The 20,039-nt window shown below is 69.4% G+C and carries 23 protein-coding genes; 11 read left to right on the top strand and 12 right to left on the bottom strand.

Going from position 1 to position 20,039, the window contains the following annotated elements; translation table 11 throughout:
- The first annotated feature begins 145 nt into the window (after nucleotides 1-145).
- The gene (locus ACFVVM_RS11285; RefSeq protein ID WP_387616832.1) at nucleotides 146-1,051 is read left to right on the top strand and encodes an arginase family protein; all 906 of its coding nucleotides are present in this window, start codon (nucleotides 146-148) and stop codon (nucleotides 1,049-1,051) included.
- On the opposite strand, the gene ACFVVM_RS11290 is transcribed toward ACFVVM_RS11285, so the two are convergent.
- The 3 genes from ACFVVM_RS11290 to ACFVVM_RS11300 are packed head-to-tail and all read right to left on the bottom strand — an operon-like array spanning nucleotide 1,042 to nucleotide 3,075.
- Nucleotides 1,042-2,325: an ArsB/NhaD family transporter gene (locus ACFVVM_RS11290; protein ID WP_387616201.1), complete on the bottom strand. Its 1,284-nt coding sequence runs from the start codon at nucleotides 2,323-2,325 to the stop codon at nucleotides 1,042-1,044. The genes ACFVVM_RS11285 and ACFVVM_RS11290 overlap by 10 nt on opposite strands.
- A gap of 13 nt (nucleotides 2,326-2,338) precedes the next feature.
- Nucleotides 2,339-2,776, bottom strand: coding sequence for a CBS domain-containing protein (locus ACFVVM_RS11295; protein ID WP_387616203.1), 438 nt, complete (start codon nucleotides 2,774-2,776; stop codon nucleotides 2,339-2,341).
- A 2-nt stretch (nucleotides 2,777-2,778) separates the two neighbouring features.
- On the bottom strand, nucleotides 2,779-3,075 hold the full coding sequence (locus ACFVVM_RS11300; RefSeq protein WP_387616205.1) for a hypothetical protein: 297 nt from the start codon (nucleotides 3,073-3,075) through the stop codon (nucleotides 2,779-2,781).
- 181 nt (nucleotides 3,076-3,256) lie between these two features.
- On the opposite strand from ACFVVM_RS11300, the gene ACFVVM_RS11305 reads away from it, so the two are divergent.
- Nucleotides 3,257-4,243, top strand: a complete 987-nt coding sequence (locus ACFVVM_RS11305) for a histidine kinase (protein WP_387616207.1) — start codon at nucleotides 3,257-3,259, stop codon at nucleotides 4,241-4,243.
- On the top strand, nucleotides 4,240-4,893 hold the full coding sequence (locus ACFVVM_RS11310) for a response regulator (protein ID WP_387616209.1): 654 nt from the start codon (nucleotides 4,240-4,242) through the stop codon (nucleotides 4,891-4,893). The genes ACFVVM_RS11305 and ACFVVM_RS11310 overlap by 4 nt, the downstream gene beginning before the upstream one ends.
- Nucleotides 4,894-4,907: 14 nt before the next feature.
- Here the strand turns inward: ACFVVM_RS11310 and ACFVVM_RS11315 are convergent, their stop codons facing one another.
- Genes ACFVVM_RS11315 through ACFVVM_RS11325 form a run of 3 tightly spaced genes read right to left on the bottom strand, consistent with a single transcriptional unit; the run spans nucleotide 4,908 to nucleotide 7,104 of the window.
- Complete coding sequence (locus ACFVVM_RS11315) at nucleotides 4,908-6,101, bottom strand: cation:proton antiporter (RefSeq protein WP_387616834.1); 1,194 nt, start codon at nucleotides 6,099-6,101, stop codon at nucleotides 4,908-4,910.
- 10 nt (nucleotides 6,102-6,111) lie between these two features.
- A complete protein-coding gene (locus ACFVVM_RS11320) occupies nucleotides 6,112-6,594 on the bottom strand; it encodes a cation:proton antiporter regulatory subunit (protein WP_387616211.1) in 483 nt (160 codons plus the stop codon).
- 30 nt (nucleotides 6,595-6,624) lie between these two features.
- Nucleotides 6,625-7,104, bottom strand: coding sequence for a cation:proton antiporter regulatory subunit (locus ACFVVM_RS11325; RefSeq protein WP_387616213.1), 480 nt, complete (start codon nucleotides 7,102-7,104; stop codon nucleotides 6,625-6,627).
- A 205-nt stretch (nucleotides 7,105-7,309) separates the two neighbouring features.
- On the opposite strand from ACFVVM_RS11325, the gene ACFVVM_RS11330 reads away from it, so the two are divergent.
- Complete coding sequence (locus ACFVVM_RS11330) at nucleotides 7,310-7,645, top strand: STAS domain-containing protein (protein ID WP_387616215.1); 336 nt, start codon at nucleotides 7,310-7,312, stop codon at nucleotides 7,643-7,645.
- A gap of 66 nt (nucleotides 7,646-7,711) precedes the next feature.
- Here the strand turns inward: ACFVVM_RS11330 and ACFVVM_RS11335 are convergent, their stop codons facing one another.
- Nucleotides 7,712-8,749, bottom strand: coding sequence for an LLM class F420-dependent oxidoreductase (locus ACFVVM_RS11335; protein WP_387616217.1), 1,038 nt, complete (start codon nucleotides 8,747-8,749; stop codon nucleotides 7,712-7,714).
- 151 nt (nucleotides 8,750-8,900) lie between these two features.
- Between ACFVVM_RS11335 and ACFVVM_RS11340 the strand changes: the two genes are divergently transcribed.
- Entirely contained in the window at nucleotides 8,901-9,560 is a 660-nt protein-coding gene (locus ACFVVM_RS11340; RefSeq protein WP_387616219.1) for a cyclodeaminase/cyclohydrolase family protein, read from the top strand.
- Between the two features lie 158 nt (nucleotides 9,561-9,718).
- Here ACFVVM_RS11340 and ACFVVM_RS11345 read toward each other — a convergent pair whose 3' ends face one another.
- Nucleotides 9,719-10,612, bottom strand: coding sequence for an NADP-dependent oxidoreductase (locus tag ACFVVM_RS11345; protein ID WP_387616221.1), 894 nt, complete (start codon nucleotides 10,610-10,612; stop codon nucleotides 9,719-9,721).
- 66 nt (nucleotides 10,613-10,678) lie between these two features.
- Here ACFVVM_RS11345 and ACFVVM_RS11350 point away from each other — a divergent pair, with 66 nt between their 5' ends.
- The 3 genes from ACFVVM_RS11350 to ACFVVM_RS11360 all read left to right on the top strand — a co-directional run bounded on the left by ACFVVM_RS11350 (nucleotide 10,679) and on the right by ACFVVM_RS11360 (nucleotide 13,271).
- Nucleotides 10,679-11,107 (top strand): winged helix-turn-helix transcriptional regulator, encoded by a 429-nt coding sequence (locus tag ACFVVM_RS11350; protein WP_387616223.1) that lies wholly within the window; start codon nucleotides 10,679-10,681, stop codon nucleotides 11,105-11,107.
- A gap of 173 nt (nucleotides 11,108-11,280) precedes the next feature.
- The gene (locus tag ACFVVM_RS11355) at nucleotides 11,281-12,033 is read left to right on the top strand and encodes a L,D-transpeptidase family protein (protein WP_387616836.1); all 753 of its coding nucleotides are present in this window, start codon (nucleotides 11,281-11,283) and stop codon (nucleotides 12,031-12,033) included.
- Between the two features lie 116 nt (nucleotides 12,034-12,149).
- Entirely contained in the window at nucleotides 12,150-13,271 is a 1,122-nt protein-coding gene (locus tag ACFVVM_RS11360) for a hypothetical protein (RefSeq protein ID WP_387616225.1), read from the top strand.
- Between the two features lie 24 nt (nucleotides 13,272-13,295).
- Here the strand turns inward: ACFVVM_RS11360 and ACFVVM_RS11365 are convergent, their stop codons facing one another.
- On the bottom strand, nucleotides 13,296-14,147 hold the full coding sequence (locus ACFVVM_RS11365) for a bifunctional 5,10-methylenetetrahydrofolate dehydrogenase/5,10-methenyltetrahydrofolate cyclohydrolase (protein ID WP_387616227.1): 852 nt from the start codon (nucleotides 14,145-14,147) through the stop codon (nucleotides 13,296-13,298).
- Between the two features lie 176 nt (nucleotides 14,148-14,323).
- On the opposite strand from ACFVVM_RS11365, the gene ACFVVM_RS11370 reads away from it, so the two are divergent.
- Together ACFVVM_RS11370 and ACFVVM_RS11375 are read left to right on the top strand one after the other, a co-directional pair.
- Nucleotides 14,324-15,199: a YdcF family protein gene (locus tag ACFVVM_RS11370; RefSeq protein WP_387616229.1), complete on the top strand. Its 876-nt coding sequence runs from the start codon at nucleotides 14,324-14,326 to the stop codon at nucleotides 15,197-15,199.
- Between the two features lie 37 nt (nucleotides 15,200-15,236).
- Nucleotides 15,237-16,049 (top strand): putative protein N(5)-glutamine methyltransferase, encoded by an 813-nt coding sequence (locus ACFVVM_RS11375; protein WP_387616231.1) that lies wholly within the window; start codon nucleotides 15,237-15,239, stop codon nucleotides 16,047-16,049.
- Here the strand turns inward: ACFVVM_RS11375 and ACFVVM_RS11380 are convergent.
- Nucleotides 16,041-16,445 (bottom strand): MerR family transcriptional regulator, encoded by a 405-nt coding sequence (locus ACFVVM_RS11380; RefSeq protein ID WP_387616233.1) that lies wholly within the window; start codon nucleotides 16,443-16,445, stop codon nucleotides 16,041-16,043. The genes ACFVVM_RS11375 and ACFVVM_RS11380 overlap by 9 nt on opposite strands.
- Nucleotides 16,446-16,511: 66 nt before the next feature.
- Between ACFVVM_RS11380 and ACFVVM_RS11385 the strand changes: the two genes are divergently transcribed.
- Complete coding sequence (locus ACFVVM_RS11385; RefSeq protein WP_387616235.1) at nucleotides 16,512-17,414, top strand: NAD(P)-dependent oxidoreductase; 903 nt, start codon at nucleotides 16,512-16,514, stop codon at nucleotides 17,412-17,414.
- 70 nt (nucleotides 17,415-17,484) lie between these two features.
- Here the strand turns inward: ACFVVM_RS11385 and ACFVVM_RS11390 are convergent, their stop codons facing one another.
- Together ACFVVM_RS11390 and ACFVVM_RS11395 are read right to left on the bottom strand one after the other, a co-directional pair.
- Nucleotides 17,485-18,312, bottom strand: coding sequence for an SDR family NAD(P)-dependent oxidoreductase (locus tag ACFVVM_RS11390; protein WP_387616237.1), 828 nt, complete (start codon nucleotides 18,310-18,312; stop codon nucleotides 17,485-17,487).
- 31 nt (nucleotides 18,313-18,343) lie between these two features.
- Nucleotides 18,344-19,918, bottom strand: a complete 1,575-nt coding sequence (locus tag ACFVVM_RS11395) for a succinic semialdehyde dehydrogenase (RefSeq protein WP_387616239.1) — start codon at nucleotides 19,916-19,918, stop codon at nucleotides 18,344-18,346.
- Nucleotides 19,919-20,039 lie beyond the last annotated feature (121 nt).

Genomic DNA, 20,039 nt, shown 5'->3' on the forward strand with positions numbered 1-20,039 from the left:
GATGGCCCTCCCCACACCCCTCCGAGCATTCGATGCGGGCACCATCACCGTCGACACCGGATCCGACGACAATCACCGCGGTTTAACCAACACCACCGACGACCCACACGACAACCGCCAGCACCGATCAGACGACTCCGGCGAGCTGCCCGCCGACGCGCTCACCGGCGGTCGGCACCGATCCGGCGACCCCGGCGCCAGTGACGACCCGGTCGAAGACGGTCATGGCCGCTCCAACGCCACCGACGACCGCACCCAGGACAGCCGAGGCCGCCTCGACAACACCAGCACGGTCCACGGCCTGCCCCGAGGCGGCGAGCACAACCTCACCAACACCATCGACGACCGTCATCCAGACGGGCAACGTCGCCCGGGCGACACCCACGCCGTGGACGACTTGCTCACATACGGGCAACGTCGACTGGGCGACACCGTCACGGCCCTGCTGGACGCCGACGCCTTCCCGGTCGTGCTCGGCGGTGGTCACGAGGTCGCCTACGGCACGTATCTCGGGCTGGCGAGATCGGCGCGCCGCACACCCGGCACCACGATCGGCATCCTGAATCTGGACGCGCACTTCGACCTACGCCCCGACCCGATCCCCAGCTCCGGCACTCCGTTCCGACAGATTCTCGAATCCGACGATGCCGTGCGATACGCGGTCCTCGGCATCAGCCAGCCGAGCAACACCACGGCCCTGTTCGACACCGCGCACCGATTCGGCGTGCGCTACCTCCTCGACGACGACTGCGAACCGGCCCGTGCCGCCGCGTTCGTCGCCGAGTTCCTGACCGGAATCGACCTGTTGTACCTGACCATCGACCTCGATGTCCTCCCGGCGTCAGTCGCTCCCGGGGTCAGCGCCCCCGCCGCCTTCGGCGTCCCACTGGCCACGATCCAGGCCGTCTGCGATCAGGTCACCGCCAGCGGCATGCTGACCGTGGTCGATGTCGCCGAGCTGTCCCCTGGCCTCGACATAGACGACCGCACCGCGCGCACCGCCGCCCGGCTGATCCACCGCATCGTCATCGGGCACAGAACTCAGAAGTAGCGGATCCAGACGTAACCCCAGGCCAGGAAGCAGCTGAGGACCGTGACCAGCGCGCCGTATTTCGTGAACTGCCAGAAGCTGATCTTCTGCCCCGCTCTGGCCGCGATACCGAGCGCGACGACATTGGCGCTGGCCGCGACCGCGGTGCCGTTGCCGCCGAAGTCGGCGCCGAGCGCGAACGCCCACCACAGTGCCTGACCAGTCTCCGGATCGGGCGCGGTGGCCACGATGTCCGCGACGACGGGAGCCATCGTCGCGGTATAGGGAATGTTGTCGACGAACGCGCCGAGCAGGGCCGAGCCGAAGACCAGCGCCGTCGCGGCCGCGAAGAAGTTGTCACCGACCGCCTCGATCGCGGCCTTGCCGATCGCGGCGATCACCCCGGTGTGCACCAGCCCGGCGACCATCACGAACAGGCCCATGAAGAACACCAGCGTCGCCCATTCGACCTCCTGCAGGATGTCGCCGATGTCGAGGCCGGAAACCAGCACCATCGTGCCCGCACCGACCAGCGCGATCACCGACGGCGCCACGTGCAGGACGCTGTGCAGGCAGAAGCCGACGACCACGCCGGTCAGCACGATCAGCGAGCGCACGAGCAACTTGGGGTCGCGGATCGCGCGCTTCTCCTGCAGCGCCATCACCGCGTCGACCGACTCGGGGTCCCCGTGCAGCGCCGAGCGGAACAGCACCCTGGTGAGCGCGACGAACAGCACGAAGGTGACCACCACGATCGGTGTCATGTGCACGATGAAATCCATGAAGGTCAGCCCGGCCCGGCTGGCGATGATGATGTTGGGCGGATCGCCGATCAGCGTCGCCGCGCCACCGATGTTGGCGGCGAGGACCTCGGCGATCAGGAACGGCGCCGCGGGGAGCCCGAGCCGCCGGCACACCACGATCGTCACCGGCGCCACCAGCATGATGATGGTGACGTTGTCCAGGAACGGCGAGGCCACCGCCGTGATGAACATCAGCATGACCATCAGGCGGAAAGGTTTGCCCCTCGACCGCTTGGCCGACCAGATCGCCAGATAGTCGAACAGGCCGGTCTGCTTGATGACACCGACGATGATCATCATCCCCAGCAGCAGGAAGATGACGTTCCAGTCGATGCCCTCGTGCGCGGAGTAGAAGACTTCCTCGCCCGGGATCAGGCCGAGCACGGCCATCGCTCCCGAGGCGATCAACACGGTCTTGACCTTGTCCGCCTTCTCCGTGGCGATGAAGAAGAAGGCGACAACGAAGATCGCGACGGCGAGTGCTGCGGCCATGCGCCCGGCCTGCCTAGTCGCCCGGTCCGACGAGGGCCAGGCTCGTCAGCAGCCGTTCCAGGGTGATCGCGCCGCGCAGCACGCGCGTACGGTCGACCACGGCGATGAGTGGACTGTGCTTGCGCGCCATCAGGATCGCGATCTCGAGCAGCGTCGCGTCGGCGGTGACGGTCGCGGGTTTGACCACGCCGTCGGGCAGGCAGTCGCCGACGGTCAAGCTGCCCGGTTCCTGCCAGAACAGGTCGGCGTGCACCTCGTCGATCGTGCGGACCAGCGACGGATCGTCCTGGTAGGACCCGGGAATCACCAGCCGCAGCACCTGGGTACCCGGGAGCACGGCGATCGGCCGGTCGGCCTCGTCGACGACGATCAGGCCGGGTAGTCGATTGACCACCATGAGCCGGACGGCCTTCGCCACCGGATCGGTGGGCCGGACGGTCGGCAGGTTCATCGCTATGTCGCCTGCGCGCACGGAGCGTCCCCCTCCAGCCGCGCGGTGAGCTCGTCGAGCCGTTGTTCGACGCGCGCCAGCCGATCGGGAATCGAATCGCTGTGCAGGAGGTCGGCGAGCTGATCGGCCTCGTCGGGTTCGAGCCCGATGTCGACGACCGGTTCGTCGCCGCCCGCCTCGTAGGCGAACAGGTGCCTGGCCCCCGACGACTCGGTCAGCAACGCGAAGCGGATACCGCCACGGGTGCGGAAGCTGTGCAGCACGCCGGTGCCCGGGATCGTCGTGCGATCGGTGTCCATCCCCAGGGAGTCCTTCCTGGCGTGATCGAATGCGTCTACACATCGAGTCTCGACGGGCGGCGAAGCTCGCACCATCGGCCACGACACCCATTTCGACCCTGTACAAACGCAGGTGCGGCCGCGCGGAATGGGTGCCGGGCCCCATGGACACACAGGAGGCGGACCAGACATGCTGGGTCGTATGAACCGTCTAGCAGCCCGGACTCCGGTGACGGCGCTGTTCTGGCGGGTCTGTCTGCTCAACGGTGTCGTATTCACCCTGGGCACACTGGTTCTGGCGTTCTCCCCCGCCACGGTGTCGGCCCGGGTGCGCCTGACCGAGGTGCCGGTGCTGCTGGTGGGCCTCGCGGTGATCCTGACGGCGAACGCGATCGCGCTGCGCACCACCTTCGCCCCGCTCGACGAGCTGGTCGCCTCGATGCGCCGCGTCGATCCCCCACACCGGGCCGCCCGGCTCGACCGCGGGGCCAGCGGCGATTTCCACCAGCTGATCGAAACCTTCAACGCGATGCTCGACCGGCTCGAATCGGAGCGCTCGGTCGCGGGCGCCACCGCGCTGGCGGCCCAGGAACGCGAGCGCCAGCGCATCGCGCGCGAATTGCACGACGAGATCGGCCAGAGCCTGACGGTGGCGCTGCTGCGGCTCAAACGGGTCGTCGACCGAGCGCCCGCCGAATTGCGCGACGAGGTCGAGGAGGCGCAGGAGACCGTGCGCGGCTGCCTCGACGAGGTCCGCGGGATCGCCTCCCGCCTGCGTCCCGACGTGCTCGAGGATCTGGGCCTGCACAGTGCGATCAACGCGCTGTGTCACGAATTCACCCGCTCCGCGGGCATTCCGGTGAGCCGCGATCTCGATCCCGCGATCACCCGGCTCGACCCCGATGTCGAACTCGTCTGCTACCGCATCGCCCAGGAGAGCCTGACCAATGTGCTGCGCCACGCGGGCGCCGACGCGGTGCATCTGCAGCTCGAGCCGCGCGGCGACAGCGTGATCCTGCGAGTGTCCGACAACGGCCGCGGCGGCGCGGTCGAAGACGGCGCGGGCATCCGCGGCATGCGCGAACGCGCCCTGTTGATCGAGGCGAGCCTGACCATCACCTCACCGCCATCGGGTGGCACCCAGGTCGTCCTCGCGATTCCGCCCCAGCAGATCGGAGCATCCAGATGAGCGAGCCGACCCGGATCCTGCTGGCCGACGATCACGCCCTGGTTCGCAGCGGGCTGCGGATGATCCTGGACAACGAACCGGATCTGACCGTGGTCGCCGAGGCGGACAACGGCTTCGACGCGATCACCGCGCTCGGCGAACACGACATCGACCTGGTCATCCTCGACATCGCCATGCCGAGGATGACCGGCATCCAGGCCGCGCGCGAGATCATCCGCAGCCACCCGACGGTGCGCATCCTGATGCTGTCGATGTACGACAACGAGCAGTACTTCTTCGAATCGCTGAAGGCGGGCGCCTCGGGCTACGTGCTGAAATCGGTGGCCGATCGCGATCTCATCGAGGCGTGCCGGGCGACCATGCGCGGCGAATCCTTCCTCTACCCCGGCGCGGTCACCGCCCTGGTCCGCGACTATCTCCAGCTGGCGCGCCAGGGCGCCGCGCTGCCCGAGGCGATCCTCACTCCGCGGGAGGAGGAGGTGCTCAAGCTCATCGCCGAGGGGCACTCGGCCCGCGATGTCGCCGAAACGCTGGTGATCAGCGCCAAGACCGTCGACCGGCACCGCGCCAACATCCTGCAGAAACTGGGCCTGCGCGACCGGCTCGAGCTGACCCGGTACGCGATCCGCGCCGGATTGATCGAGCCGTGACGTCGTCGCCGGCGTCACTCCGGATCGGCGTCCACCTTCACCGGTTGCCCACGATCGGCGACCAGCCGCATCACCGGCTCCACGATGCGCGCCGCGATCGGTCCGATCACGGCCATGAGCAGCACGTATGTCGTGGCGAGCGCGGCGAATTCGGGTGGACACGCACCGGCGGCGACCGCGAGGCCCGCGATGACGATGGAGAACTCCCCACGCGCCACCAGCGCGGTGCCGGCACGGGCCCGGCCGAGCCGGGACGCACCCGCGCGTCTGGCCGCCCACCAGCCGGTGGCGATCTTGGTCGCGGTGGTGACCACGGCCAGCAGAATCGCCCAGGCCAGCACCGGCGGGATGCTCTTGGGATCGGTACTCAGCCCGAACAGCACGAAGAACATCGCCGCGAACAGGTCGCGCAGCGGCTCGAGCATCTTGGTGGCGTCGTGCGCGGTCGAATCCGAGATCGCGATCCCGAGCAGGAACGCGCCCACCGCCGCCGACACCTGCACCGCCGAGGCGATACCGGCCACCAGCAGGGCCGAACCGAGCAGCTTGAGCAGGAAGATCTCGCGATCCTCGCTGGCCACGATCGCCGAGACGTAGCGGCCGTAGCGCAGGGCGACGACGAGCACCAGCGTCACCGCGATCAGTGCGATGCCGACGGTGGTCAGCCCGGTCACGAAGCTGACCCCGGCCAGGACCGCGGTCAGCACCGGCAGGTACACGGCCATCGCCAGGTCCTCGAACACCAGGATCGAGAGCACCACCGGCGTCTCGCGGTTGCCGAGGCGGCCCAGGTCGTTGAGCACCTTGGCGACGATGCCGGAGGAGGAGATGTAGGTCACGCCCGCCATCGCGATCGCGCCCGTCGGCCCGAGGCCGAGCATGAGCGCCACGATCACGCCGGGTGTGGCGTTGAGGACCAGGTCGAGCAGACCGGCGGGCCACGACTTGCGCATTCCGGTGACCAGTTCCCCCGCGGTGTACTCGAGACCGAGCAGCAACAGCAGCAGCACGACCCCGATCTCGCTGGCGAGATGGATGAACGACTCCACCTCGTGCAGTTCGACCAGACCGCCGGTCCCGAAGAGCAGTCCCCCGAGCAGGTAGAGCGGAATGGGTGAGAGCCCGATCCGGGCCGCGATGCGCCCGAGGACGCCCAATCCGAAGAACACCGCCCCCAGCTGGATCAATGCCAGCGTTGTCCCCGTGATCTGCACGGGCTCAGCCGTGGGTGAGGATCGAAGCAGCGGCGTCGAGCCCGGCGTTGGTCCCGACGACGACGATCATGTCACCGCCGACGAACCCGAATTCCGGTCCGGGCGAGGCGAACACCTGCCCGGCACGCAGCACCGCGACGATCGACGCGCGCGTCCTGGTCCGCAGTTCCGTCTCGCCGAGGCGACGCCCGGCATAGGGCGAATTCGGCGGCACCGGCAGCGATCTGGTGCTCACCCCGTCGAGATCGCGATGCTCCTCGCGCAATTGCGCGACCAGCTGCGGCGCGCCGAGCAGGCTGGCGAGCGTGCGCGCCTCGACCTCCGACAGCGGGATCTGCACGGTCGAATCCGAGTCACCGACCCGGGTGAAGATCAGGTCCGTTCCGCCGTCGCGATGATCGACGACGCCGATGCGCCGGTCCACCTTCGACAGCGAAAACTCTTTTCGCACACCGATTCCCGGCAGCGACGTCACTTCTACGTTCATACCCTCCCCTTTACCATGCCTAACGGGTTCTCAGCCCGCGTTCAGCAGTCTGCCCACCGCCTCCAGGCCGTGGTCGGTGCCGACGACGACGATGAGATCACCGGCGATGAAGGTGAAATCCGGTGTGGGCGAAGGGGACACCTCACCGGCGCGCACCACCGCGACCACCGATGCCTTGGTGCGGGTGCGCATCTCGGTGTCGCTCAGCGGGCGGCCGTCGAACGGGCTGCCGCGGTCGATGGCGAACTGCCGGGTCGAGAGCTCGCCGATACCGAGGGTGTCCTGGGTCTTCTGCACCACCTGCGGCGCGCCGAGCAGGCCGGCCAGCACGCCGATCTCGGTACTCGACAGGGGAATAGCGGTCGTCGAGTCGAAGTCGCCCGCCCGCGAGACCACCAGGTCCACCGACCCGTCGCGGTGCTCGATCACGCCGATCCGGCGCCGCGCCCCGGCCAGCGGAAAGTCCTTGCACACGCCGATCCCCGGTAAAGGCGTCACATCGATGTTCACGTCCACACAGTACGACGGCATCGGCCGAACACCAGCCCGCACCCTGCTCACCGGGACCGGCGGCCCCGAGTATAGCCGGGAGCGCCGAGTCGACCGTCCGGGATCGCGGGCACCGAGGGTCTGTGGCTTGCGTATTCGGGCGAAGTTGTGTGTTGTTGGAGAGGTGACCAACTCATCCGGAGACGCGTATCCACTCACGGACACGATGACCACCACGACGGCGGTACACGACGGCGTCACGGTGCTGACGGTGACCGGCGAGGTCGATCTGGCCACCGCGCCCGCGCTGGACGCCGCCATCGAGACCATCCTGGCCGACAAACCGGCGACGTTGGTGATCGATCTGACCGCGGTCGGATTCCTCGCCTCGGCGGGGATGGCGACCCTGGTCGCCGCCCATCAGCGCGCCGGTGACACCACCGCGATCGCGGTGGTGGCCGACGGGCCCGCAACCAGCCGTCAGCTGAAGATGACGAGCCTGGACCAGGTGTTCGCGATGCACACCACCCTCGCCACCGCCCTGGAATCGTTCAAGTCCTGACCTGACACACGCGCGCCGCCGTCCGGAGCACTCTCCGGACGGCGGCGCGTCGTGTTCGGCGGTGGGTCAGCAGAGGCCGCGCAGCTGCTCGATCAGCTTGATCCGCCCCGCGGCGTCCTCGGCGATCGGCACGACGTTGAGGGTGGTGACACCCGCCTCGGCGAAGGCCGCGACGCGCTCCTTCACGAAGCTCTCCGGACCGATCAGCGACACGTCGCGAACCAGGTCGTCGGGCACGGCCTTGGTGGCAGCCTGCTTGTCACCGGCCAGGTACAGCTCCTGGATACGGTCGGCGGCCTCGCCGTAGCCGTACTTGGTGGCGAGGGTGTGATAGAAGTTCTTGCCCTTGGCGCCCATGCCGCCGATGTAAAGCGCCAGGTGCGGCTTGACGAACTCCAGCAGCGGGGTCACGTTCTCCCCGATGGCCAGCGCGGGACCGGCGAAGACATCGAGCTTGCCCAGCGCCGGATCGCGCTTGGCCGTGCCCGCCGCGACCGCGTCGCCCCAGACCTCGTTCGCCTTCTCCGGCAGGAAGAAGATCGGCTGCCAGCCCTCGGCGATCTCGGCGGCCAGCTCCACGTTCTTGGGGCCGAGCGCGGCCAGCAGCACCGGAATGCGCTCGCGGACGGGGTGATTGATCAGCTTGAGTTGTTTGCCCAGGCCGGTGCCACGGTCGGCGGGCAGCGGGATCTGGTAGTACTTGCCCTGATAGTTCAGCTTCTCGCGGCGCCAGACCTTGCGGCAGATCTCGACGAGTTCGCGGGTGCGCCCGATCGGGGCGTCGTAGGGCACGCCGTGGAATCCCTCGATGACCTGGGGACCCGAGGCACCGATGCCGAGGATGAAGCGGCCGTCGGAGACGAAGTCGAGCCCGGCCGCGGTCATCGCGGTGAGGCTGGGCGTGCGGGTGTAGAGCTGCAGGATGCCCGAGGCCAGCTGCACCCGCTCGGTGCGCGCGGCCAGGTAGCCCAGCGCGCTGACCGCGTCGAAGGAGTACGCCTCCGGCACGAAGACGATGTCGAGGCCGGCGCGTTCCAGGTCGGCGACCTCGGCCGCGACCTCCTTGAACCCGCCCGAGTAGTTGATGCTCAATCCGATCCGCATACCACCCAACATAGCCCCGGCGGCCCCGCGCACCCCGACCGGTCGGTCTGTCGGCACAGGTGCTGGTCGGGCGGGGTGCGCCGGTGGGCACCCGGTAGCGTTGACGGTGATTCCCAGCGCAGTTCTCGCCGCATCGAAAGGCCTCCCCGTCGTGTCGCAGCCCACCGTCTCGCCGCAGCAGATCGCCCCCTCCTTCGCCGCGGTGACCATCGAGGACTATCTGTCGGAGCTGGCCGCCAAGGTGCCCGCACCCGGCGGAGGGGCCGTGGCCGCACTGCACGCGGCACAGGCCGCGGCGCTGGTGGCGATGGTGGCGCGCTACACCACCCGCGCCAAGGACGCCGAGCACCGGCCGGTCGTCGACCGGATCATCGAGGCCGCCGACGCCGCGCGCACCCGGTCGCTGGCCCTGGCCGACGCCGACGCGGCCGCCTTCACCGCGGTCGGCACCGCCTACAAGCTGCCCAAGGACACCGACGCCGAACGCGCCGCCCGCACCGCCGCGATCAACGCGTCCCTCGTCGAGGCGGCCCGGGTGCCCGCCGCGGTGGTCGACGAGGCCGACGAGATCCTGTCGCTGGCAGCCGAACTCCTGCCGGTCGGCAACCCCAATGTGGTCACCGACATCGGCGCGGCCGCCGACGCAGCCCGCGCGGCGGCAATGAGCTCCCAGCTCAACATCGAGATCAATCTCGGCTCGCTGCCCGCCGAGCTGGGCGATGCCTTCGCCGAGGCGCTGCTGCGGGTCGAGACGGTGGCCGCACGAGCCGATGCCCTGCACGCCGACGTGCTGCACGCGGTGCGCAGCTGAGGCACACCATGCGCAGCTGATGCACCGCACGCGGCCGGACCACGCTGCGCCGCCAGATCGCTGGCGCGCAACGGGGATCACACCGTGCGCGGGCGCGTCAGACCGTGCGCCGCCGCGTCAGACCGTGCGGGGCCGCATCAGACTTGCGTAGCCCCGGGTCACCCATTCGCGGTGAGCACGATCTTGCCGCGGACCCGCCCCAACTCGCTGAGCCGATGGGCCGTGGCGAGGTCGGTGATCGGCAGGGTTTCGGCGATGTCGACGGTCAGTTCCCCGCGGTCGATCGCGGCGGCGAGGACTTCGAGGTCGGCGGTGTTCGGGTCGACGCGAAAGCGCTCGACGCGCGAATCCGGGTGTGTATCAGGGCCTTCGGCGGCGATCACCCGTCCCGTGGGGCTCAGGACGGTCAGTGACCGGTCGGTGTAGTCGGGGCCGATGAGGTCGAGGACGAGGTCGACATCGGTGATCGCGGTGGTGAAATCTGTTGTGCGGTAATCGATCGGGTCGCTGACACCGAGGGCGCGCAGGTAGGCGTGATTGTCCGTGCGCGCCGTACCCGCCACCGCGGCACCGCGATGCGCGGCGATCTGCACCGCGAGGTGGCCGACCCCGCCGGCGGCCGCGTGCACCAGCACCCGCTCCCCCGCGCGCACAGTCGCCAGCGTCTGCCAGGCGGTCAACCCGGCGACCGGCAGCGCGGCGGCATGCACCGGATCGATCGACACCGGAACACGGGCCAGCCGATTCTCCTGCGCCACCACGTATTCGGCGTTGGCGCCACCGAAGACCACGCCGTAAACCGCCTCCCCCGGCACGAACCGATCCGCACCAGGGCCCACGGCCTCGACCACGCCGGACAGGTCGAGCCCGAGCACCAGCGGCGGCTCGCCGAGCTGCCGGATGCGCCCGCTGCGCACCTTCCAGTCCGCGGCGTTCACGCTCGTCGCCACCATGCGGACCAGCACCTCACCTGGTCCGGGCGTGGGCCGGGGAACCTCCACCCGCTCGAACACCTCGGGCCCACCGAAACTCTTCTGCTCCATCTGCCACATGCCGTCGAGTCTGCGCGCAGTGGTATCCGAACGGAAGTAGGCACCTTTCGGATACCGTGGTACCCCATGGATACCACCGAGGCGGATCAGCGCTCGGTCGAGGCGTTCCTGCGCGACTGCCCCGCCCGGCAGCTGCTGTCCGTACTCGCCGACAAATGGGTGCTGCTGGTCCTCGGCACACTGCGGGAGGCCGACGGTCCGGTGCGGTTCAACGCGTTGCGCCGACGCCTGGACGGGATCACCCAGAAGATGCTCACCAAGACCCTGCGCGATCTCGAACGCGACGGCCTGGTCCGGCGCGCGGTGTACCCGACCGTGCCGCCGCGGGTGGAGTACTCGATCACGGCGCTGGGCGCGGATCTGGGCCGGATCAGCCAGGCCATGGGCGCGTGGGTGGTCGAGCATCACGACGAGATCACCGCCGCCAGAGCCGAATTCGACGCCGCACTCGCCCTCGACCCCCCGCCGCTACCGCGTCCCGGCACCCTTCACTGACCGGGGCCGACCCGCCGATATCGAAGTGGGAACGATCCTCGAGACCTCTCACCAGCGCGAACACAAGACGACACACCGTCGGACCCGTCGGCCGTTACCACTTCGATAGGTCTAGTTGATCATGGCGGCCTAGACTTGGTGTCCGCCTACGAGTGACCGAAGGGGTGGCGTTTATGAGGAGCGCACTTCGATTTCTGTTCGTCGCGACCATGGCGGCAGTACTGGCCGCGTTCTGGTCGGGAGCCGCGTCCGCCGCTGTGATCGGAGGAACCCCGACCGCGACGGTCACTTCGATATTCCCGGCGAACGGGCAGGTCGTCGGCATCGCCGCACCGGTCACGTTCACCTTCGCGGCCCCGGTCACCAACCGCGCGGCCGCCGAACGCGCCACCGCGATCCGCGCCACCGACGCGCTGCCCGGCACCTTCGCCTGGATCGACGACACCCAATTGCGCTGGACGCCGAACGGGACGCTGCCCACGAATTCACCGATCTCGGTGCAGTTCGGCAATCAGCGCACCCAGTTCCAGACCAACGGCGGTGTCTACGCCGAAGCCAATCTGTCGGCACACACCTTCACGGTGAGCATCGGTGGACAGGTCGTGCGCAATATGCCGGCGTCGATGGGCAAGCCCGGTTTCGAGACACCGACCGGCACCTTCACCGTGCTGGAGAAGTTCCGCTCACTGGTGTTCGACTCGCGCACCATCGGGATTCCGCTCGACGATCCCGAGGGCTACATCATCGACGGCGAGTGGGCCGTCCGCCTCACCTGGGGCGGAGTGTTCGTGCACTCGGCGCCGTGGTCGGTGGATTCGCAGGGCTACGCCAATGTGAGCCACGGCTGCATCAACCTCTCGCCCGAGAACGCGGCCTGGTATTACGAGAACGTCGGCATCGGCGATCAGGTCTACATCCATTGGTGAGTTGACGAATTCCCTCGTGGCATTCGGCGTTCCCACCGTCAGCGCAGTATCGTGCCCGTAACGAAATCGTTGCGGGACACGAGACCCTGACGGCGACAGCCTATGAAGGTGGGGCGATGGATCGACCGGATGCGCACAGACCGATCGGTGCTCGACAGCACGACGACCCTGGATCGGCCGATGCTCCGTTCGCGGTGCCCATTCCGATCCGCCGACCCGGTCGCGGTCTCGGCGCACCCCGGCCCCGCAAGCCGATCGACCAGAATCCGCCGCGCCGCACCGGTGCCCGGCATCGCGTCGAGGGCGGACCGATCACCCCGGCCGGGATCCCGGTGATCTCGCTGTCGTCGATCGACCGGCTCGGTCCGGTCGTCACCGAGGACGGTTACGCGACCGACCGGCTGCCGATCGTCGGCGGACGCTTCGATCCCGCCGCACGCCACGCGCTCGCCGATTCCGCGGACACCGACACCGCGTTCGCGATCGAGGAACCCGACAACGGTCCCGACACCGACAAACTCCCGATCATCACCCCCGACTTCCCCGCGCCCGAGCCCCGTGACACCTGGCCGGACCCGGTTGACGACGATCCCGCACCGCGCGTCCGCGACACCTGGCCGGTCCCGAGCGCCGACGAATCCGACCGGCCCGCACCCGATTACGGGGGCGACGACGAGGTGTTCGCGCGGATGATCGACCGCTCCCGGCGCCGCCGCGCCCCCCGGTGGGTCGCCCCGCTGGCGGCCTCGGTGGCCGGTGCCGTGCTGATCGGCGGCGGGTATCTCCAATTCCGCGGTCCCGCACCGGAATCCGCGGCCGCGAGCAGTCCGCTCGAGCCGGTGCCGAGCGCGACCGCCATCGCGGCGAGCTGCCCGACCGAGCAGACCGACGGCAAGCTCCAGAGCAATGGTCCCGGTGGCACCGACAGTGGTATCGCGGCGATCCTGGCGTTCCAGCACGCGTACTACGTCGCGCGCTCCGGTGACGAGGCCCGCACCCTGGTGGCGAGCAATGCCGCGCTGCCCTCGGGCGCCGCCATCCAGGCCGGCATCGACACGATCCCGGTGGGCACCACGCACTGCCTCGACATCGCGCCGGGGCCCGCCGCCGGGCAGTACCTCGTGACGATCACCGAGTTCCGGCCTGACGCGGTGCCGATCGTCTACAACCCGCAGCTGGTCGACACCGCCGCGGTGGGCACCAAGACGTTGATCACCTCGATCGGGCCGGTGCGCTAGACCCGACCGAGGCCCGAACTCCGTTCAGGCGCGCGACTTCTCGGCCGCGACGACCACGTGGCGCATGAGCAGCGCGGTGGTGACCGGGCCGACGCCGCCGGGCACCGGGCTCAGTGCCGCCGCCTTGCCGGTGACCGAGGCCGCGTCGACATCGCCGACGATGCCACCGTCTTCGGCTTCGTTGGTACCAACATCGATCACCACGGCGCCCTCCCCGATGTGCTTGCCGGTGACCAGCCCGATCCGGCCCGCCGCGGCGACGACGATGTCGGCGGGGGTGGTGACCGCGGCCAGCTCGGCGGTGCGCGAGTGCGCGACGGTGACCGTGGCGTTCTCGGCGAGCAGCAGCTGAGCGAGCGGCTTGCCGACGACATTGGAGCGGCCGACGACGGTGACCAGGCGGCCCTGCAGCGCGATGCCGTGATGCTTCAGCAGCTCGACCACGGCTTCGGAGGTGGCGGGCACGAATCCGTCGAGGCCGGAGGCGAGCAGGCCCAGTGAGAGCGGGCTGACGCCGTCGACATCCTTGGCGGCGGCGATCGCCGAGCTCACGTCGTCGAGGCCGACACCCGCGGGCAGCGGGGTCTGCAGCATGATCGCGTCGACGGCGGGATCGGCGCTGCGCGCGGTCAGTTCGGCGCGGATGGTCTCGGCGCTCGCGTCGGCACCGAGGTCGATGCGCTCGCAGGCGATGCCGAGCCGTTCGGCGGCCTTGCGCAGGGAGTTCACGTACCACGCGCTGGCTGGGTCGTCGTTGGCGACGATCAGCGCCAGCGTCGGCGCGGTGCCCGCGGCGGTGAGCGCGGCCGCGCGCTCCTTCGTGTCGGCGTTGATGGCGGCGGCGAGTTCCTTGCCGGTCAGCGAAGCGGTATCCACGATGAGTCAGCTTATCCGCCGGTGCGCGGGCTCCGTGCCGCCGGGCCGCGACGCGCGGAAGGCGGTCGGGGTCCGCCGTGGTCGTGCGGGTCGGTCGTAGGGTGTTGGCTGCTCTGCCATCAGCATCAGCTCTGCCAGCACGTACCGAACCGTTCGCGGGAAGGGTGTCGACTGTCGTGAAGATCTCGAGGCATTGGAAACAACTGGCCGCCGCCGTGGTCACGGTCGGCGCGCTGACGACCACGGCCGTCGGCCCCGCCGTCGCGGGCGGACCGGACGTCGTCGCGCTCTACAACTCCGCGCAGCACCATTTCACCAACGGCAACGACGACGCGGGCCGCGCCGACCTGCGCACCCTGATCGCCGCCGAACCACACGACGCGGAGGCGCTGTCCCTGCAGGCCATCTGGTCGCACTACGCGGGCGACGCGGGCGCGGTGCACGACGCGATGCACCGGCTCGGCGCGGTCGATCCCGGCATGGCCGCTGGCACGGCGCATGTGCTGCACGCGGTCACCGCCGCCGCGGCCACCCTGCCCAATCCGCTGCCCGCGCTGGTGGGTCCGCAGACCGGCATCGTGGTCCTCGGCTATGGCCTGCTGCCCGACGGCACGCCGCGGCCCGAGCTGGAGAACCGGCTCACCGCGGCCTGGTTGCAGGCGATCGCGGCGCCGTTCTCGCCGGTGGTCGTCACCGGGGGCAATCCGAGCAACGGCGTGACCGAGGCCGAGGCAATGCGGCGCTGGCTCGTCGATCGCGGCCTGCCCAACGAGCGGATCCACGTGGAGGACCGGGCCGGGTCGACGGTGCAGAACGCGCTGTTCAGCACGCGCCTGCTGCGCGATCTCGGCGCCACCAGCGCGGTGGTGGTGACCTCGCCGAACCACATCCGGCGCGCGGTCGCCGACTTCATCGTGGCCGGAACCGCGGTGGTCGGAGCGACGACCTCGCTCGACGAACTGGTCTCGCAGTTGCCGCCGCCGTCGCGCAGCGCCCAGCGCGGCATCTACCTCGACGCCACCCGCACCTTCCAGCTCGCCACCTCGCGCTGATCGATAATTCGGTTGCCCGGCACGGGACAATCGCAGCATGGTCGTTTCCACCCTCGATGACGTGATCGTCGCCCTGCGCGCCGCGGGCTGCGTGTTCGCCGAGGACGAGGCGGCGCTGCTGCTCGACGCCACAGCCGGTGATCCCGCGCGCCTCGACGATCTGGTGACCCGACGCGTCGCGGGGACCCCGCTGGAGTACCTGCTCGGCTGGGTGGAGTTCCGGGGGATGCGGGTGCGGGTGCGGCCGGGGGTCTTCGTGCCGCGACAGCGCACCGCGTTCCTGGTGGAGCGTGGTCTGGCCGGTGTGCCGGAGGGTTCCCGGCGGGCCTGCGTGGTCGATCTGTGTTGCGGCTGCGGGGCGCTCGGCCTGGCCGCCGCCACCGAACTCGACGCCCGCGGGTGCGAGGTGGAACTGGTCGCCGCCGACATCGACCCGATCGCCGTGGCCTGCGCACGGGAGAACCTCACCCCGATCGCCGCACCGGTGTTCCGGGGCGATCTGTTCGACGCGCTGCCCGGCGATCTGCGCGGGCGCATCGACATGCTGCTCGCCAACACCCCGTACGTGCCCAGCGCCCGGGTCGCGGATCTGCCACCCGAAGCACGTGACCACGAACCGCTCGTCGCGCTCGACGGCGGCGCGGACGGTCTCGACGTGTTCCGCCGGGTGGCCGAGGGCGCGGCCGAATGGCTGGCCCCGGGCGGGACGGTGCTGGTGGAAACCGGGACCGGCCAGGTCGATACGGCGTGCGCGGTGCTCGTCGAGTACGGGCTCACCCCGCGGGTGGAGCACTCCGAGGAGCACTACGCCACTGTCGTCCTCGGGACCAGGGCGACCGAGTCACGCTGAGGGCGCGACAGCGCACTCGTCGGCGCCGTCCGCCGTGGACGCCGGCGGTTCCGTCGCGGCCATGACGACATCGAGGACGTCCCGCGCGGCCAGCAGATCGGCGATCGCCGTGTCGATGCGTTCCCGCTCCCGGTCCAGATCGGGCAGCAGCCCGGCGCACCCGGGTGCCAACGATTCCCCGCTGCCGACCATGCAGGGCAGCAGCGCGGCGATGGTCTGGGTGTTGAGACCGGCCGACAGCAGCCGCCGGATGCTGTGCACCGTGTCGACATCGTCGGCGCGGTACTCGCGATATCCACTGGGCCGCCGCACCGGCTGGAGCAGGCCCTGCTCCTCGTAGTAGCGCAACAACCGCACGCTGACACCGGTTCGCTGGGACAGGGCTCCGATACGCACGTGCCGATCACCACCACGATCGAGGGTTGACTCTCACATTGATGTGAGACTTTAACGTAGGCGACCATGACACCGGAATCCGCAATCGACCAGCAGGACAACAGCATCGGCCTCATCGGACTCGGACCCATGGGCCTCGCGCTCGCCGACGCATTGATCGCGCACGGCCATTCCCTCACCGTCTGGAATCGCACACAGAGCAAGGCCGACGACCTGGTCGCCAGGGGCGCCGAGCGCGCGGACAGCGCGGCCGAAGTCGTCGCCGCGAGCTCGATCACGATCGTGTGCCTCGACAACTACGCGACCATGTACCGGATCTTCGATTCCGTCGACGCGAAGTTCGACGGTCGAGCCCTGGTCAACCTCACCTCCGGCACCCCGAACGAGGCGCGCGCCGCCCTGGCGTGGGCCGCCGGGCACGGCATCGACTATCTCGACGGTGCCATCATGGTGCCGCCGCCGCTGGTCGGCCGACCCGAATCGGTCCTGCTGTACAGCGGCGGGCGGGGCATCTTCGACGAGCATCGAAAGACGTTGGCGGACTTGGGCGACCCACGCCATCTCGGGGCGGAAATCGGACTGGCCGTGCTCTACAACACCGCGCTGCTGGACATGATGTACACGACCGTGAACGGTTGGCTGCACGCCACCGCGCTCCTGGACTCGGCGAATGTCTCGGCGCGCGAGTTCGCCGAGCTGGCACTGGGCTGGTTCATGCCCGCCGTGGTCGACTACGCGTCGCTGGCCGAGCAGGCGCCCGACCTCGACGCCGCCGACTACCCCGGTGCCCTCGGCACCATGGCGATGAATCTCAACTCGCTCGAACACATCACCCGCACCAGCGAAGAGCAGGGCGTGCACGCCGAGCAGCCCCGGTTGATGCGGGAGATCGCCGAACGCGCCATCGCCGACGGGTACGGCGAACAGAACTACTTCGCCGTCTACGAGCAGTTCAAGAAACGCTCCTGACGACAGCGCGATGCCCCCGCCCGCCGCCGCGTAGACGGTCGGCCGGCGAGGGCATCGGTGCGTGCCGTCTCTACTTGCGTCCGGTGAACTGGTCCATCGAGTGGTACACGCCGACCGCGTTGAGATAGAGGTCGCGCACCTTGATCGGCAGCAGGCCGGTGAGCGCGCGGTTCATCCGCGAGGTCCACGGCAGCACCACCAGGGCACCGCCCTTCTTCATCTCCGACCAGGAGGTGTCGACGACATCGTGCTGCTCGAGCATCGGGGTGAACAGGATGCCCTTGGCGCCGTCGAACATGCCGGTGTTGATGTAGGTCGGACAGACCGTCGTGAACTTCACGTGGGCGTGGCCCGCCTGCTCGAGCTCGAGGCGCACCGAGTCCGACCAGCCCAGCGCCGCCCACTTCGAGGCGGCGTAGACGGCCATGCGGGGATTGGCGACCAGGCCGGCCGAGGACGCGATGTTGAGCACGCGCGCCTGGCCTGCCCCGGCGACCATCCCGGGCAGGAACTCGAGGGCGATGTACATCGGGGCCAGCGAGTTGATCGCCATCGTCTTGTCGATGTCGGCGCGGTTCGCAGTTTCCCAGAAGTAGGTGTTGCCGCGCACGATGCCCGCGTTGTTGACCAGGATGTCGATGCCACCGATCTCCTTGCGCACCGCCTCGGCGGCCTCGCGGATCGAGTCCTGCGAGGACACGTCGACGACGTAGTGGTGCACCTTGCCGCCCGCGGCGGTCAGCTGGGCCGCGGTGTCGCGCAGGGCGATCTCGTTGACATCCCACAGCACCACCGCGTCGGCGCCCTCGGCGACCGCCTTCTCCGCGAACAGCTTGCCCAGGCCCATGGCGGCGCCGGTGACCAGCACCCGCTTGCCCGCGACCGTCTCCAGTTTCATGTAATCGGTTCCCCTGATTCCCGCTCGTTCGCTACTTCTGGCGCAGCGTCTTCATGACGCCGAAGACCAGCGTCATCGTCTTGGCCCACACCTGCTCGGACATGCCGGGCAGCGGCGCGATCGGCAGCAACCGCTGGACCGCGATGGTCTGGGTGTCGATGTACTTGAGCAGCCCTTCGGGACCGTGGCGACGGCCCTGGCCCGAGATGCCGAGCCCGCCCGAGGGCGCGTCGATGCTGCCCCACGCGGCGATGAAGCCCTCGTTGACGTTCACCGATCCGGCGTTGATGCGCTCGGCGACGGACTTGCCCCGCTCGGCATCCTTGCTCCACACGCTGGCGTTGAGGCCGTAGGCGGTGTCGTTGGCGGCCTCGATGGCGGCCTCGTCGGAGTCGACCTTGTACACCGAGACGACCGGGCCGAAGGTCTCCTCGCGGTAGACCGTCATGCCGGGCCGCACGTCGGCGAGCACGGTGGGCTCGTAGAAGTACGGGCCGAGGTCCGGGCGGGCGCGGCCACCGGCGAGCACCTTGGCGCCCTTGGCCACGGCGTCGTCGACGTGGGCGGTGACGGTGTCGAGCTGACGCTGGAAGGTCAGCGAACCCATGTCACGGCTGTAGTCGAGTTCGCCGCCCAGCGACATGTTCTTGACATTGCCGACGAATTCGGCGACGAACTGGTCGTAGACCGAGGCGTCGACGTAGATGCGTTCCATCGACTCGCACAGCTGACCGGCCGAGGAGAAGCAGGCCCGCACGGCCAGTTTGGCCGCCTTGGAGACATCGGCGTCGGCCAGGACCAGCAGCGGGTTCTTGCCGCCGAGTTCCAGGGAGTAGCCGATCAGCCGCTCACCGGCCTGCTGGGCGATGGTGCGGCCGGTGGCGCTGGAACCGGTGTAGTCGACGTAGTCGGCGCGCGCGATCACATCGCCGCCGATCTCGCGGCCGCGCCCGAGCACGGCCTGCCACAGGCCGCGCGGGAGTCCGGCGCGTTCGGCGGCGTCGATGGCCCACAGCGCCGAGAGCGCGGTCTGGTTGTCGGGGCGCGCGACGACGGCATTGCCGGCGATGAGCGCGGGCAGCGCGTCGGAGGCCGACAGCGCGAGGGGGTAGTTCCACGGCGAGATGACCGCGACGACGCCCTTGGGCCGGTGACGCACGTCGACGGAGGTGAGCACCGGCAGCACGCCGCGCGGCTTGCGGTCGGCGAGCAGCTTGGGCGCGACGGCGGCGTAGTAGCGCGAGTTCAGGGCGACGTCGCCGACCTCGTCGAAGGCGTGCGGGCGCGACTTGCCGGTCTCGGTCTGCACGATGTCGAGGATGGTGTCCTGCTCGGCGAGCACGATGTCGTGGAAGCGGCGCACGATCTCCACGCGCTGCTTGACCGGCACCTTGGCCCAGTCGCGCTGCGCGTGCCGGGCGACGGCGAAGGCGCGCTCGATGTCGTCGATGGAGGACTGCGGCAGATCGCCGATCTTGTGGCCGGTGGCCGGGGCGAGGACCGGGACCGACGGCGCGCCACCGGCGACGGCGCGATCCAACAGGGGCTGAACCAGCGCGGTCGGCAGCGCGGTGGGTTCGGCGGTCAGCTCAGGGGCTGTCGTCATTGTCGGCCCTTCTCCTCTGGCAGATGGGTCACGCGGAGCAGTCGCGCAGGTCCGGCTATTTGCTGAACACTAGTGTTAGATTAATGGCTGAGCCCGGTCCCGTGTCAAGCTTTCCGCGAGT

Origin of the sequence: Nocardia sp. NPDC058176 (assembly GCF_042883805.1) — a bacterium.
GTDB lineage: Bacteria > Actinomycetota > Actinomycetes > Mycobacteriales > Mycobacteriaceae > Nocardia.

Bases quoted from the DNA above. Each gene is read 5' to 3' on its own strand.
- ACFVVM_RS11335 (WP_387616217.1), bottom strand. From the start codon at position 8,749: ATGCGGATCGGATTGAGCATCAACTACTCGGGCGGGTTCAAGGAGGTC.
- ACFVVM_RS11375 (WP_387616231.1), top strand. From the start codon at position 15,237: ATGGTCGTTTCCACCCTCGATGACGTGATCGTCGCCCTGCGCGCCGCG.
- ACFVVM_RS11345 (WP_387616221.1), bottom strand. From the start codon at position 10,612: ATGTGGCAGATGGAGCAGAAGAGTTTCGGTGGGCCCGAGGTGTTCGAG.
- ACFVVM_RS11320 (WP_387616211.1), bottom strand. From the start codon at position 6,594: ATGAACGTAGAAGTGACGTCGCTGCCGGGAATCGGTGTGCGAAAAGAG.
- ACFVVM_RS11385 (WP_387616235.1), top strand. From the start codon at position 16,512: ATGACACCGGAATCCGCAATCGACCAGCAGGACAACAGCATCGGCCTC.
- ACFVVM_RS11290 (WP_387616201.1), bottom strand. From the start codon at position 2,325: ATGGCCGCAGCACTCGCCGTCGCGATCTTCGTTGTCGCCTTCTTCTTC.
- ACFVVM_RS11360 (WP_387616225.1), top strand. From the start codon at position 12,150: ATGGATCGACCGGATGCGCACAGACCGATCGGTGCTCGACAGCACGAC.
- ACFVVM_RS11305 (WP_387616207.1), top strand. From the start codon at position 3,257: ATGAACCGTCTAGCAGCCCGGACTCCGGTGACGGCGCTGTTCTGGCGG.
- ACFVVM_RS11330 (WP_387616215.1), top strand. From the start codon at position 7,310: ATGACCACCACGACGGCGGTACACGACGGCGTCACGGTGCTGACGGTG.
- ACFVVM_RS11300 (WP_387616205.1), bottom strand. From the start codon at position 3,075: ATGGACACCGATCGCACGACGATCCCGGGCACCGGCGTGCTGCACAGC.
- ACFVVM_RS11350 (WP_387616223.1), top strand. From the start codon at position 10,679: ATGGATACCACCGAGGCGGATCAGCGCTCGGTCGAGGCGTTCCTGCGC.
- ACFVVM_RS11295 (WP_387616203.1), bottom strand. From the start codon at position 2,776: ATGAACCTGCCGACCGTCCGGCCCACCGATCCGGTGGCGAAGGCCGTC.
- ACFVVM_RS11395 (WP_387616239.1), bottom strand. From the start codon at position 19,918: ATGACGACAGCCCCTGAGCTGACCGCCGAACCCACCGCGCTGCCGACC.
- ACFVVM_RS11390 (WP_387616237.1), bottom strand. From the start codon at position 18,312: ATGAAACTGGAGACGGTCGCGGGCAAGCGGGTGCTGGTCACCGGCGCC.
- ACFVVM_RS11355 (WP_387616836.1), top strand. From the start codon at position 11,281: ATGAGGAGCGCACTTCGATTTCTGTTCGTCGCGACCATGGCGGCAGTA.
- ACFVVM_RS11310 (WP_387616209.1), top strand. From the start codon at position 4,240: ATGAGCGAGCCGACCCGGATCCTGCTGGCCGACGATCACGCCCTGGTT.